This window comes from Paenibacillus sp. 276b, assembly GCF_900107875.1.
GTDB classification, from domain to species: Bacteria; Bacillota; Bacilli; order Paenibacillales; family Paenibacillaceae; genus Paenibacillus; species Paenibacillus marchantiae.
This window is the reverse complement of record NZ_FNRR01000002.1, coordinates 281,458-295,220: the sequence shown is the minus strand read 5'-3', so window position 1 is coordinate 295,220 and position 13,763 is coordinate 281,458. Positions and strand designations below refer to the sequence as shown.

Below are 13,763 nucleotides of genomic sequence, written 5' to 3'. Positions count from 1 at the left end.
TATCCATTGCAAGAGCATAAAAAATGAAAAGCATAAGGAGATGATAGGATGAGTCATCCTTATCGGGTAGTTGTGGCAGGCTGTGGGGCCATGTCCAACACCTGGGTTGATTACGCCATGCAAAGACCGGACACGGAAATTGTGGGGCTTGTCGATCTGTATGAACAGACTGCCGTTGCACTCGCTGCACGACACGGTCTCTCCTGTCCCACGTTTACGGATATCAGTGAGGCCATTCGAGCAACTGATGCCAATATCGTATTTGATGTCACCATTCCAGCGAGCCATCACGGCATTGCAATGACAGCGTTACAACAAGGATGCCATGTATTTGGCGAAAAACCTCTGGCGGAATCCTTCTCTGACTGTGAAGATATTGTTCAGACTGCACGCCGTACGGGCAATATTCAAGCTGTGATGCAAAATCGCCGTTTTGATCCACGTATTCGCGCCTATCGGCAGTTGATTTCCGACGGAACGATTGGTCAGGTCGGTTTTGCAGGGGCAGATTTCTTCCTGGGTCCACATTTTGGAGGATTCCGTGACCTGATGGATAGTCCATTGCTGCTGGATATGGCGATTCACACCTTCGACCAGGCACGTTATATTCTCGGTGCCAACCCGGTCTCGGTGTACTGCCACGAATTCAATCCTCCGGGGTCATGGTATCAAGGCAATGCGATGGCACTATGTATCTTCGAAATGTCCGATGGCTCCGTGTTTAACTATCGCGGGTCCTGGTGCGCAGAAGGTGTACCTACTTCATGGGAAGCATCCTGGCGCGTAACCGGAGAAAAAGGAACCGCCATCTGGGATGGCAATGATGACATTTATGCTGAAGTTGTCTCGGCGCAACATCTGGATGCGGAAGGCAAACCGTCCTTTTTCCAACCGTGTGAGCGGATTGAGGGATACCTGCCCGTCATGGAGAAAACCGGACATCACGGCTGCCTCGAAGACATGTTCGCAGCGCTGGAATCCGGACAACTGCCTGAGACCGATTGCAGTGACAACCAGTTCAGTATGGCCATGGTTCTCGCATCCCTGGAAAGCGCACGTACAGGTCAAAAGGTGCTCATCGCCGATCTGCTGAAAACCACATAGCGAAGCGCCTATGTACTTGAATTAAATAAAGCCCAATCTGCAAAAGTTTAGCAGTTTGGGCTTTATTGTTTTTTATCTACTTCCTTTTCCTATACAAGGTACAAAAAAAGTTTCTGATAAAACGCGAAGTAGTGCAGGGAACGAAATCGATTCTGGAGAAACGAAGTGCTCGCCTTTATCACCGGATTTCCCCTTACAAAAAGGGAATCAAAAAATCCGGGGATAACAGCGATAGAAAGAACGATTCGTAACCGGAACGACTGCTTTGCAGGCAGTTATTTTTTTGAACTTACATCATTTTATAGAATTCCTTTTTTCATTGCCTTGTACACAAGCTGCGAGAACAGGCTGTTCGACCAAGCAAACCAGGGCCTTGTGAACGTGTTTGGATCATCTGAATGAAAACCTTCATGCATGTACCCGGTACCTGCATCTGTGTTCTCCAGCAGATTAATCATCTCCAGCATTTCCTTATCATTGTCTGCGGTCAGACCTTGCATGGACAGCGCCATATGCCAGACGTAGCCGGGAGGAGTATGAGGGCTGCCGATGCCTTTGGCTGCTTGTCCTTCATAATAAAACGGATTTTCCTTGCTCAAAATAAAGCGCCGTGTATTCTGGTACACGATGTCCTCGGTGGAAGCATACTCCAAATACGGAATAGACATAAGTCCCGGGGTACCTGCATCATCCATTAGGCAAAAGTTGCCGTAACCATCCGTCTCATAGGCATAAATCTGCCCATACTCGGGGTGACGGTAAGTACCGTATAAGGAAATACCGTGTCGTATTTCTTCTTCTAAATGAGCCATCTCGCTGACCAGCTTCTCATCTCTGAAAACCCACCTCGCAATCTCCCCCATTTGACGCAAAGTCACCGCTGCAAACATATTTGCCGGGATATTATAATGAAAATCACATGCATCATCACTGGGGCGGAAACCGGACCAGATCATCCCGGTATAGTTTACCGGCATCCCCAATCCTTCGTTACGGAGCGTATCATGGGCTGGACAATTCCGCCGCATGAATCGATATGGGGACTGCTCACCATGGCGCTGCTCTGTTTTCCATAGACTTACTATGCTCTCCATCACCCTCTTGAAACGCTCGTCAAATATATCCGTCAATTCCGTCTCACGCCAATACGCATAGGCGAGCCGCATAGAGAAACAAAGTGAATCCAGTTCAAACTTGCGTTCCCACACCCAAGGCGACATCTCTGTCTCATCATTTGCATCCCAATGCCATCCATTAGCCGTTTCGTTAAACGCATTGGCATAGATATCGATGTCCGCATAGAATGTATGCCGTTTGATCAGCCCGCCAATGATCCGCTGCAGCTGTTCGTCTTCCTTTGCCAGCGGAACGTAGTGCATCACCTGCTCCACTGAATCACGCAGCCACATTGCCGGGATATCCCCTGTAATAACAAAGGTTGTCCCATCATCCAATAGCTTTGTCGTCGTTTCCAACGTGTTGGGAAAACAGTTACGGAACTGTGCCAGCAATCTGGGTCTATGTTGCAGTCGTTCCTCGGCCTCGGTAAGAATGTTCTGCACAGCTTGCGGTAATTCCAGATGCGGCATGGGGATTTTCGGTAATCTGAACTGTTCCATGGATGTCGTCTCCTTTGAATTAAAGTTTCCATATTTGTTTGCATCGTTTCATTCAATGATTTGTGTCGCATTGTTATTTTCGTTATGATAAATTATAATAACATTATTATTTGTAAGTGTACTGTGCCGGAAGATGATCGTCAATTCATAACGGATGGTATATTAAAAAATAAATTGGATCATATCTTGTAGATTGAAATGGCTCGTTGGATTTATGCAAATTGTTTACATATGAAGGAGTAATGAAATGTCACGTAAAGTATCCATCCAGTCGCTGGCCGACCAGCTTGGATTATCCAAATATGCCGTCTCCCGTGCACTCAGTGGCAAGACTGGTGTCAGCGAAGCGACTCGCGTCCGTGTGCTGGAATTAGCCCGTGCCTTGGGATATCGCCAAAGCACCCCCGGAAGCAGCACTGTTCCAACTGCAACCCATACGGAACAATCCGAGCCCCCATTTGCTCTCATCTGCATGAATCAGCTCAACCGGGGTGAGCCCCACTATTGGCAGCGCGTCCTCTCCGGCATGATCTCTGCCTGTAATGAAAGAGGATGGCATCATGCCATTGTATCTCCCTCTCTGGGAGTCGCTGATGAACACACGCCTCCAGAACGGGCAATCGCTCCTCACTTGGATTGGGAACGTTGTGCAGGAGTCATCGCCATGGGCGCTTTCCCCCATGCAGTCCTGCAACGACTGAGCCAGACAGGCCGCCCCATTGTGCTCGTGGATCATCAGGAGCCACTGTTGAACTGTGATACCATCAGCCATGATAACCTGGAAGCAGGCATAACTGTGGCTAGATATTTAATGTCGATGCAGTGCCGCCGCATCGGTCTGATTACGGATGATGGCCGAGCTGCCAGCTTTGCACAGCGGAAGATCGGCATCGAACTGGCTTTGAACCATTTTCACGCAGACAGCAGTCGGTTGACCACGTTCAGAGAATGGAATATTCCTTATGAGAACGGCGAATGGATTGACCAATTGGCTGCCACAATCAAAAACATGCCCGCCGACGAACGGCCTGATGCCTGGATTGGCGTAAATGATGATATCGCCTTGCAGTGGATGAATAAGTTGCAGGAAATGGGTTTCTCCACACCTGGGGATTGTCTTGTCATCGGTATCGATAATGTGCATGCCGCCGCTACATCGTCCCCTCCCCTGACCACAGTCAACCTCTGCAAAGAGGAACTCGGTCAGCGTGCGATCGAAGCTTTGCAGCGCAGAATTGAACGTCCAGGTACACCGAAGGAAACAGTCATGTTATCCACATCCCTTATTCCACGGGAATCGGCGTAGCTCAATGTGCACAACTTCTTTAGCATCAGAACAACTTAACTTATTGAATATCAAAAAGGCCCAGCATTTTATTATGCGGGGCCTTTTATCACTATCTTATTATTCATCTAAGTTTAGTCCATTGTTAGCAGAGAATAATTCATGACTGTTATTTCTGCCAAGGCAGGCTTGTGTACGACGGAAGATCTACTTTCCAATCCACATCATGGTACTCTCGGTTAATTATTGCTGTTCGTTTTAAGGTGAATTTGGTTCCATCTTCTTTGTAAAAACCACGGATGACCAATTTCAGATTGTCTGCAACGTATTCTCCGTCATTATTAGGCTGGTCTGGAAAACCGATTACTTGAACAGGATACTCTTTCCCTTCCGAATCTACGGCCACCCAGCGATCGCCATTAAAAGCATTTCGGAACGTACCACTTCCCTCCAGGACTAGTGAGTAGTTTTTGTCATAGGATTCCCACACCGGTTTGAAATTGAAATCAGAAAATAAAATTTCATCTCCATATTGTTCAAATTGCAGTACGTAGGTGTAAATTTCAGCATCCTTACGCATCTTTTCCAGATCCACTTCCACCGACTTCTCTCCCCACACTGGGATGGTGTAGCCTTCCAGGACAAAGCGAATCTTCTTCGCATCCACCGTAACAAAAGCAGGGTCCCATGTCTCCGATAACTTCCATGGACCACCATCCATTAATCCACTCAAATCTCGGAACCGGAACTTGGGTTGACGGGCATCTGGTCTGCTCCCGTTGAATATTCGATACTCACTCGTTTCAGGAATTTCGAGGTGGTACATCAAGTCCATATCATCTGCCCAATCTTCTCCGACTTTGGCACGCAGTTTATCATCCAGACTGATGTCCATATCAAGGCGGGTCCCATTTGGCGTACGTACAAGCTGTGTCATATCTAATTTCAAACCCTCAGGAGTGGTGTAGGTATTGTTCATGGGAGCCTCAACAGCCAGTGATTTGGCTTTGGTCATATCGATGTTGAATTGAAAGCTCCAGTCAACTGTTGCGCTAGATTCCACAAATTCCTCCTTTTCGGAATTATAATAACTGGGAATCTTTAAATGACTAAGTTCCCCTCGAACAACGACTTTATCCGGAATTTCGTCCTGCAATTGGTATACAAATCTTTGATATTTTGAACTGTACAGAGTCTGATCCCCAGGCGAAGACAATGATGCAATCGAATTTCCTTTCTCATCTGTAATATGAACTCTTCCCAAATCGGGATATACCGGATTAATCATACTGCCATCTGGTGCATTTTGCTGTAAGGTCATTACAATCTGAGAACGATCTACAAGTACATTTTCAATCTTAAGCGTGTAGCCCTGATCCTCAATGTTGATATTTGGATTAACTACTAGACCGAGTGGCTTCAAACGTTTGTAATCATCGGCATAATAGGAATACTTAAGTTCCTCTGGAACAGGTATGTTAGGTAATGGCGGGTTATTTACGGCATTCACCGTGGGTTGAGTCAATTTTTCTGTGTGATCAAAAGCAAACCAGGCCCCTCCCACAAGGATCAAAACTGCCGCCGCTGCGATTCCCGTACGGCGCATCCAATGGGACTTGGAAGCCTTTTTCGTAAATGGATCCCCGTCTTCTGCACTCTCCATGGACACCCCTTCCAGCTTCCGCATGACCTCAAGCGTAAAGTCCGCATCCGGCTCCTCACAGAATAAATGCTGTTCCCACAATCGATTCTCATCATTTGGAATAGGCTTCATACGTCGATAAACCTCCTTTGCGCTCCATTTGTTTCTTCAACGTTTTCTTCCCTCGATAAAGTGCATTACGCACTTGAGCCGGACTCATGTCCGTGATATCTGCAATCTCTTCATAGCTCAGCTCATTCGTATATTTAAGCAGCAGCACAAGCCGATACGATTCCGGCAGTTGCTCCATCTGGCGATAGATTTCACGCTGCATTTCCTTATGCAGTACATGTTTCTCCGGCGTTTCACCACTGGTTTGTTCCAAGCCATTATGAACAGCGGTCATCACAGGTTTCTGTTGCCGCATAAAATCCCGCATCCGATTCACAGCGATGGTGTATACCCAGGACGAGAAACTGCTTCCTTCCCTTCGTGTCGGAAGATAGCGGTAAATCCGAAGAAACGTATCCTGAGCGAGATCCTGTGCATCCTGATGACTCGCACCCATTCCGCGCAAAATGCCGAAGACTTTATTTTTATATCGATCCACGAGCACAGCAAATAGCTGTTTGTCCCCCGCAATAATACGCTGAATGAGCTCCTCCTCTGGTATCTGTTGAGTCATGTAATCCCCCTTCTCTACAGCTTCCATGCATGGTTCTGTACTATATAGACGGAAGCACTTCCTGAAACCTCTCACTTTATCCAAAAAAAAGAATTCGCGCCACCCGGTGTAAACCGGATAGCCGAACTCTGCAACCATTGAAGGTTCATTGTTACTGCTTCACTTGCTGCCATGTAGAGTTTCATTTTTGCTTCGTTTTTCAGTCCTCTCTGCTTTTCTCTGAGACAAAATCACTAAGCTGGGAATAGATCGCTACGATCTCGTCCATCGACATACGCACTAACCCACTGGATGACGGGGCTACAAATTCATGAATTTCCTTGACGACCGGGTCGTCCTGAAATCCCCATTCCGCTTTGGCACGCTGACTGTACTGGGTGTATACCCCTTTCCCAACAAAACAGGCGATGTCTGGTCGGTATTCCTCCAACTTTTGCCGTAAAATCTGCCGTCCCTCTGCATATTCTTCCTTTGTAATGTCGTCCATACCTCTTGTCGGTCGGGCCACAATATTCGTAAATCCGTACCCCTGCTTCAGCAACTCTCCATCCTCTTGTGCATCATATAAACGAGGGGTCAATCCGGAACGTTCAAGAATGCGCCAGAAACGGTTTCCTTTATAAGCGTAATGATGACCCGTCTCTCCAGAAGTGATGCTGGGATTGAATCCAATAAATAATATCGATAAACCATAATCCAGATGATCTGGAATCATAATGAAAAGCCCCCTCATCTTTTTTAGTCATTTACATCTTTCATCTGTGTATAAAATGATATAATGGTTGAAGTATTTTCGAAATCGGACTGAAATTTTCATGAAAAAGGAAGCTGAACTGATGATTGCAGACATCATGCTTGAAGTCGTCCTGCCCGTCTTTCTCCTGATTGCCGTCGGGTCCTGGATGCAAAAGGTGTTCAAGTTGGACTTGTACACCCTCGCCAAAATCAATTTCTATTGTATTACCCCCGCAGCCGTCTTTATGAGCATGTATCACTCCGATATGTCGGGGGAATTGCTCGGAACTGTCACGCTTTTTTACGCCTTATATGTACTTATTCTCTATATTGTGGGGTCTGTGTTCGCACGCTCGCTTCGCATGAACAAAGGCATGAAGGCCGCCTTCAACAACAGCATCATGCTGGACAACGCAGGCAATTATGGTCTGCCCATCAACTCCCTGGTATTTCGTGGCGATCCGCTGGCCTCTTCCATCCAGGCACTGGTCATGTCTTTACAGGCATTGCTGACATTTACCTATGGTGTGCTGTCCATTCAAGGTGCGAAGCTCAAAGGCAATTACCGTGCGGTAATCATTGGATTTCTAAAAATGCCCGTTCCTTATGCACTGTTGCTCGGCATTTTGTTTCATATGGGGAATATTCCATTGCCCACTTTCCTGTCTATGCCACTGACTTACGCGCAGCAAAGTATGGTCGCTGTAGCATTGTTGACACTTGGCGCCCAAATTGTGAAATATCCAATCCGCCTGTATCGTCTTGATGTGTATATTAGCACATTTCTGCGTTTGCTGATTGGCCCGGCCATCGGGATTTCGATTGTATTGCTGCTCGGTTTGCAAGGTATCGCCGCTCAGGCTCTTATTATCGCATCCGGTATGCCTACTGGAGTCAATGCGTCCATTCTGGCCGAGGAGTATGATAACGAGCCAGACTTTGCGGCCCAGACAGTTTTGATCTCGACGCTGCTTAACATCATTACAATTACTGCACTGATTTCCTTTGCGAAGACGTTCTAATGCCATATTTTAAAAAATGTCCAGTTCACTCTCCTCCAAGGAGCAGTGAACTTTTTGGTTATGCGGATATGGATGATATAACAGCTCAACTAAAAAAAGTCCAACGCATCCATATTCCGGATGCACTTGGACCTCTTTTGTTATCTTCATATGCCATCTGATCAAGTCTGTTGTTCGACTTACCAGCCTTAAAAAACTAAGATTCACATGTCGTCCGTTCAGGGAACTTACCGCCTTCTCTGAACAAACATCGAACCAGTCGCTGTGCGGCCCGATTGAAATAAAAACTCGGACTGACACCCTCGACCTGAACAGGTTCCAGTTCTTTCACACTTTCCTTGACCTTATTCATTTCAATGAGTCCCATCTTCCGCTCATTCGGTCCGAATCGATAAATAACCTTTTCATCGTCTTCCGTCTGTTTCACCAACAGAATCATTGACGCCATACAGGTTACCCCCTATCGTTACGTTGTGAGATTCCAATGACCACTTGCTTACTATTAATTATTACCCAGAATGGATTGGAAACATATAGGGCTTTAGTTATTTATATTAACGTTAAAACTCCTAATTTTAATTATCTTGAATGAAATATTTTGACGAAAAATAAACAAAAACAGGCTTGGATATACCAAACCTGCCCTATTACCTTGCATCTAAAGGAATCAGAAGTCTCATGCTTCACAAATCCTGTTACAAACGTGGGTCCACCGGTTCAGACTCCAAAGCCAATGTTGCGAGCACACATTCATGCACTCTTTCCACAGGCTCCATGCGCACAAAACGCTCGATTCCCTCCATACCCAAGGCACTTTCCATCAGAGCGTGGCGCTCTTTTTTGGACGTTTTGCGTTTGCTGAGCCGGGACAAATTGTCCGGTGCGAGGTAATCCATACCATAAATGATGTGCAAATACGCACGACCTCGTACTTTAATCGCAGGTTGGATCATTTTGTTGCCGTTCCAGGCACGGAATGTTTCCGGCTTAATGACAATACCTTCATGTCCTTCTGCCGTGATTTCATCCCACCAACGAATGACCTCATCTTCATCTGCCCTATCTGCAATTACGCGATATTCTGTTTCCATCATCATCGTAGACATCCGAGCGAACTCACGATTTTGCTCCATATGCCATTCATGTGTCTGATTCCAGAACGCTCCGGTGCTATGTGCCAAGGTATGAAACGGCGCAATACGAATATCTCCGATGTCCTCTACATCCCAGCAATATTTCTGAAATACGTCGCGGAATGTTCTAGCATTGGCGAGCTTACGTTCTGTGTCCTGCAACCACTCCTCCACATCTCGGCCTGCCATCTCGGCTTCACGCAATTTGGTTACCACCAATTCCCGATCCATCAATGAGGCCTCCGCTACATGTGCATACTGCGATGAGATCAGCTCCCGCGCTTTCAGATTCCAAGGTACAATCTCTGCATCGAGTAATACGAACTCCGTCTGATGACGGTCAAAATAACCCGCTGAGATCAAATCCGCATGTAATCTTGATAACACCTCCTGCTCAATCGTCCGGTCAAAAAAGGAACGTCCTGTCCGGGTCACAATGTTCCCCAGCATTGGTCTTCCCACCCGCTTCTCAGCTATCTGTTCGTCCCGGAACAGGAGCACAATGCCACGGCTTCCCATATGTTTTTTCTCCGCTACCATCCGTGTAACACCCTGAGATCGGTAGTACTGGAACGCATCCCGCGGATGTTCCAGATACCCTTCAACCGAAGAAGCTGTTGGTGGTGGGCTCATCGTAGGCGGGATGTAAACCAGTTCCTCCAAAGGTACGGTAAAATGGGAAAACGTATCAATCGCCGCCTTCGCCACCTCAGCATGAATGGATACATCCATTCGGCTTCCGGTTTGCACTGTGAATCCTTCCTTGAACTTGCGCAAGTTAGGCGGGGCAAATCTTCGCCGTTCCCAACGTTTAAGTGGACTATCCGGATCTTGAGCGTAATCCTGCTTCGCGGGAACACTAATTGCCTCGCGTTCCGGCATCCGCCACGCTGTGAGCATGCCACCAAAAACAACACCTTGATCAATATTGACCGTGTCATTCACTATCGTTGGATATGGATGTGGATCGTGTCCCCAGACAATACATTCACCAGTAGCGTGATCTACGTACCAATCCTTACGTATCGGTCTGCCGTACTCATCCGTTCCTTCCACATCACCGTAGCGGCAATAATCCTGAATGCGTTTAGACTGTTTCCCGATAAAGTGATCCCGGATCCCTGCATGTGCTACAACTACCTGACGTACGCCATTTCTTGAAAAAATAAGATGCGATGGCGCATCAAGCAGAAATGTCCTTAGTTCTTCTCGTACTTGCATTGCCGTCTCTTGGCCCTGCTCCTGCTCCAACTGAATAAGCTCGGCCTCCACATATTCATCGCCATGACTCAACGTAACGTCACGACCATCCAGATAACGTCCTATCTTCCAGCCATGATTGCTGTCGATCATGTAGGCCAGTCCGGATGAACAATGCCGCTGCCAGAACAATAGACATTTTAACGATTCTGGTCCACGACTGGTTACGTCTCCAACCGAAACCAACTTCCGTCCTTCTGGATGATAGTAAAGCCCACTTCCATCCTTATCCACATATCCGAGTCGCAGAATTAATTCCATCATTTCTTCATAACAGCCGTGAATGTCTCCAATGATGTCGATACCTGTATCCATATCAATCACAAGAGGGTTGGATGTACGGATAAACGAGAATTCATCGGGCTGTTTCAGCACATAATTAGTGTCGAAGCCATCTTCACGGATGGAGCGTAGTGTTCGTTTAAACTGCTGCAACTGTTGTTTCACCCTCTGACGTCCGCGCGGATACTCTCGCTGAGCATCACGTTCGAGCAGTTCTTTTTCAGGGATATCCAGTACGACAGCAATCACGGGCACATGAGCTTTTCTGGCAATTTGAATCAAACGCTGACGATCCTCCGGATACAGATGAGTGGCATCAACCCAGGTCAGCTTGTTCAGACGGCAACGGGCCCCAAGCATCGCCTCCATCGCTTCAAACGCCTTGGCAGATACCTGCTGATACTCGGCATAGATTACGTCTGCTTCGCTACGAGGCCGATGTTTCCAATCCACATACTCGTCATCTCCAATTAACATTCGGAATTGGTCAGATGAGACTGCTTCGGTTCTTCGGATGACACCTTCTACAACGAGACGATCCAACAACGTGCTTTTACCACTGTTCGAAGGCCCCACCAGAACAACGATGCCTGCATGCGGCAAGCGAACTTCACACTGTCTTCGATCCAAGGTATTTGCCTCATCGCCCTGGCACCTGACTGTATCTTCTATCTCATTAGGCTCCCTGTTGTTCTTCATGATTCATTCTCCTTTCTCCGCTCAAAAATGACCAGTTGTGTAGGTTGTCCGTATTCCTCTGCGTAATCACCAATACCCCTTATTTCAAAAGTATAATTCCCTTGAAGTGCCCATTCCTCACATCGTTCAGCCAATTCCGCCCGAGTCCACTCGAAACGATGATCATGATGACGGAAGCTCTCCTGCTCCATCGCATACACTTCGTTGTACTCTTTGTTCGGAGTCGTCACCAGCAACACATCAGGTCGATAATCATTCATAATGGTATCCATAATTCCGTTCAAGCGATACGCTTCGATATGCTCTATCACTTCACACAGGATCATGACATCCTGGTTTTGCATCTGTTCATCAAAATAATAGAGCGAACCGATCACAGGCTCCGGCATAGCAATGACCCCACTGCGATCTTCCAGCTTCGCAAAGCGCTCCATAGCCCGAAGCCGTGACTGACCTGATGGTTCAACGGCCAGAATGGATTCCACGCCCGAAATGTAGGCTAAGCGAGCAGAAAGCTTGCCTTCCCCGGCTCCCATATCGACAATACGCCGTTTGACTGGAAGACCTGTAACCACTTCCGTGATTGCACGATAACGCAGTTCATTTAATCTCACTGGTGACTCAGATCGCTCAACCTCACCTGCGGAGCCATCTTGAATCCCCTCATCATTCTCATTGATATCCTTATCCGAAATCTGATTCAACTCACCTGCCTGCTCAACCGAAACAGACAAAGCCCCTTCCTGAAGCTCATACTTCCGAATTAGTTCAGAAAATCGCAGTGTACGTCGGACAATAAGCTCTTTCAACGGATGGTTTTCCAGCCATCCTTCGCCATAACGTTTGATCTTATCAATCTCATCTTCACTGATGAAATAATGTTTGTAGTTGTCCAACACTGGGATCAGCAGAAATAACTGACGCAGTGCATTTTGCACCGTGACCTGTCCGTGCAGCCTAACACGGCGGATGGAGCTTTTCTTTTTCAGATCAAACGTATAAGACAACTCATCTCGCTCAAGGGTAACTGCGTAGCCAAGTGACGTGAATAGTTCCTCCACAACCCGATCAGGTAGGTCCGATGCCACGGGTCCAAATGACAGCTCCATATCGAACGGGTGATCCACCCATTGCACATAGTCTTCCTTCGGTTTACCATTCAGTGCCGTCCCCAGCGCAGGACGTATGTAAGAGCAGAACAGACTGCTCGTCACAAATTCTCGGTCATTAATGTATTGTGTAATGTCGTAACCGTTCGGAGTGCCTCTTACCAGATCAACAGGATCAGGCTCGGCATGAATCAGCACTTCCGTTTCGCTCTCGGTATCGGTGATGTACACAATTCGTACGCGTACACCTTTTTCCATCCGGTCATATACGTTATGTGGATTCTTCGCCAGCAAACGCGATACAGCTCCTGACCCTGCTCCTCTTGCTTTCATCATTAGATGCATCAGTTCTCCTCCTTCTTCTTATTATTCTTATTCCTTTGCCGCCCACACCTCTTGCAGCGCAAAACGGAAGATCCGGTCCAGTTCTTCATATTGAATAATCTGTTCATTTTCCATCTGTCCAGCCAGTCTGTCAAAATGCTCGATCTTCTCCGCCAAAAAAGCCTGTATTGCAGGCAGTTGCGGCTCCAGATCCAGTTCCTCGCCCGCCTTTTTCCGGCGTAGTAACTCATGAATCTCCGTATACAGCGGTGTAGTCTCAGGAACAAGCTCTTGCACCAGCTCTTCGAAGGCCATCGGCGGCATCGCATCATAACGTTCGATCCAGCCACAGGCCAGCAGTGGGCGCAGCACATAGAAATACTTTTTGATCTTCACCTGCTCACCCTGCAGATAATCCCGGAAGTTTCCCTTCGCCATATTCAGATAATGGTACATACAGGACTTTGGCGAGAAGGTCAAAGGCGAAAGTGCACGAATATGCTCTGCCACGCTGTACGGTTCGTCATACTGAATCGGGGATTGCAGCCACTCCAGTAGCGGTGGATTCGACTTGCGAAACAGCTTCAAGGCTTTGCGCAAATCCCAACCATTCATATCGAGCTGATCACTGATTGGGCGTTGGATAACATCCCTTTTATCCTCAATGGACAAGTACCATTCAAGTGGTCTCACATACAGAAAACGAACATCGTAATCGCTGTCCTGTGAAGGAAATCCCCATGCCCGGCTGCCCGATTCACAGGCATAGATGATCCGCACCTGCTCCTCCTGTTCAATCTGCTTCAGCTGCTGTCTAATCGTATCTCTCATTTCTTCATGAACATGAGTCATCTCTGTGGCCTC

The 13,763-nt window shown here is 47.3% G+C and carries 11 protein-coding genes; 3 read left to right on the top strand and 8 right to left on the bottom strand.

Annotated elements, in window-relative coordinates:
* Positions 1-48 precede the first annotated feature (48 nt).
* The gene (locus tag BLV50_RS12125; protein WP_063567670.1) at positions 49-1,104 is read left to right on the top strand and encodes a Gfo/Idh/MocA family protein; all 1,056 of its coding nucleotides are present in this window, start codon (positions 49-51) and stop codon (positions 1,102-1,104) included.
* A gap of 299 nt (positions 1,105-1,403) precedes the next feature.
* On the opposite strand, the gene BLV50_RS12120 is transcribed toward BLV50_RS12125, so the two are convergent.
* Positions 1,404-2,723 (bottom strand): glycoside hydrolase family 125 protein, encoded by a 1,320-nt coding sequence (locus tag BLV50_RS12120; protein ID WP_063567671.1) that lies wholly within the window; start codon positions 2,721-2,723, stop codon positions 1,404-1,406.
* 247 nt (positions 2,724-2,970) lie between these two features.
* On the opposite strand from BLV50_RS12120, the gene BLV50_RS12115 reads away from it, so the two are divergent.
* Positions 2,971-4,029, top strand: coding sequence for a LacI family DNA-binding transcriptional regulator (locus BLV50_RS12115; protein ID WP_090807923.1), 1,059 nt, complete (start codon positions 2,971-2,973; stop codon positions 4,027-4,029).
* 148 nt (positions 4,030-4,177) lie between these two features.
* Here the strand turns inward: BLV50_RS12115 and BLV50_RS12110 are convergent, their stop codons facing one another.
* The 3 genes from BLV50_RS12110 to BLV50_RS12100 form a co-directional block, all read right to left on the bottom strand.
* Positions 4,178-5,782: a DUF4179 domain-containing protein gene (locus BLV50_RS12110; RefSeq protein ID WP_090807921.1), complete on the bottom strand. Its 1,605-nt coding sequence runs from the start codon at positions 5,780-5,782 to the stop codon at positions 4,178-4,180.
* Positions 5,763-6,335, bottom strand: coding sequence for an RNA polymerase sigma factor (locus BLV50_RS12105; RefSeq protein WP_090807919.1), 573 nt, complete (start codon positions 6,333-6,335; stop codon positions 5,763-5,765). The genes BLV50_RS12110 and BLV50_RS12105 overlap by 20 nt, the downstream gene beginning before the upstream one ends.
* A gap of 199 nt (positions 6,336-6,534) precedes the next feature.
* Entirely contained in the window at positions 6,535-7,050 is a 516-nt protein-coding gene (locus BLV50_RS12100; protein WP_090807917.1) for a mismatch-specific DNA-glycosylase, read from the bottom strand.
* A gap of 121 nt (positions 7,051-7,171) precedes the next feature.
* On the opposite strand from BLV50_RS12100, the gene BLV50_RS12095 reads away from it, so the two are divergent.
* On the top strand, positions 7,172-8,092 hold the full coding sequence (locus BLV50_RS12095; RefSeq protein ID WP_063567676.1) for an AEC family transporter: 921 nt from the start codon (positions 7,172-7,174) through the stop codon (positions 8,090-8,092).
* A 196-nt stretch (positions 8,093-8,288) separates the two neighbouring features.
* Here BLV50_RS12095 and BLV50_RS12090 read toward each other — a convergent pair whose 3' ends face one another.
* The 4 genes from BLV50_RS12090 to BLV50_RS12075 form a co-directional block, all read right to left on the bottom strand.
* Entirely contained in the window at positions 8,289-8,540 is a 252-nt protein-coding gene (locus BLV50_RS12090) for an RNA-binding protein (RefSeq protein ID WP_063567677.1), read from the bottom strand.
* Between the two features lie 247 nt (positions 8,541-8,787).
* The gene (locus tag BLV50_RS12085; RefSeq protein ID WP_090807915.1) at positions 8,788-11,466 is read right to left on the bottom strand and encodes a polynucleotide kinase-phosphatase; all 2,679 of its coding nucleotides are present in this window, start codon (positions 11,464-11,466) and stop codon (positions 8,788-8,790) included.
* Positions 11,463-12,920, bottom strand: a complete 1,458-nt coding sequence (locus BLV50_RS12080) for a 3' terminal RNA ribose 2'-O-methyltransferase Hen1 (protein WP_090807913.1) — start codon at positions 12,918-12,920, stop codon at positions 11,463-11,465. The genes BLV50_RS12085 and BLV50_RS12080 overlap by 4 nt, the downstream gene beginning before the upstream one ends.
* Before the next feature lie 27 nt (positions 12,921-12,947).
* Positions 12,948-13,751: a nucleotidyltransferase domain-containing protein gene (locus tag BLV50_RS12075; RefSeq protein ID WP_090807911.1), complete on the bottom strand. Its 804-nt coding sequence runs from the start codon at positions 13,749-13,751 to the stop codon at positions 12,948-12,950.
* Positions 13,752-13,763: the final 12 nt, after the last annotated feature.

What these genes read in the sequence shown, in the direction of transcription:
- BLV50_RS12125 (WP_063567670.1), top strand. Translation starts at nt 49, where the DNA reads ATGAGTCATCCTTATCGGGTAGTTGTGGCAGGCTGTGGGGCCATGTCC.
- BLV50_RS12120 (WP_063567671.1), bottom strand. Translation starts at nt 2,723, where the DNA reads ATGGAACAGTTCAGATTACCGAAAATCCCCATGCCGCATCTGGAATTA.
- BLV50_RS12115 (WP_090807923.1), top strand. Translation starts at nt 2,971, where the DNA reads ATGTCACGTAAAGTATCCATCCAGTCGCTGGCCGACCAGCTTGGATTA.
- BLV50_RS12110 (WP_090807921.1), bottom strand. Translation starts at nt 5,782, where the DNA reads ATGAAGCCTATTCCAAATGATGAGAATCGATTGTGGGAACAGCATTTA.
- BLV50_RS12105 (WP_090807919.1), bottom strand. Translation starts at nt 6,335, where the DNA reads ATGACTCAACAGATACCAGAGGAGGAGCTCATTCAGCGTATTATTGCG.
- BLV50_RS12100 (WP_090807917.1), bottom strand. Translation starts at nt 7,050, where the DNA reads ATGATTCCAGATCATCTGGATTATGGTTTATCGATATTATTTATTGGA.
- BLV50_RS12095 (WP_063567676.1), top strand. Translation starts at nt 7,172, where the DNA reads ATGATTGCAGACATCATGCTTGAAGTCGTCCTGCCCGTCTTTCTCCTG.
- BLV50_RS12090 (WP_063567677.1), bottom strand. Translation starts at nt 8,540, where the DNA reads ATGGCGTCAATGATTCTGTTGGTGAAACAGACGGAAGACGATGAAAAG.
- BLV50_RS12085 (WP_090807915.1), bottom strand. Translation starts at nt 11,466, where the DNA reads ATGAAGAACAACAGGGAGCCTAATGAGATAGAAGATACAGTCAGGTGC.
- BLV50_RS12080 (WP_090807913.1), bottom strand. Translation starts at nt 12,920, where the DNA reads ATGCATCTAATGATGAAAGCAAGAGGAGCAGGGTCAGGAGCTGTATCG.
- BLV50_RS12075 (WP_090807911.1), bottom strand. Translation starts at nt 13,751, where the DNA reads ATGACTCATGTTCATGAAGAAATGAGAGATACGATTAGACAGCAGCTG.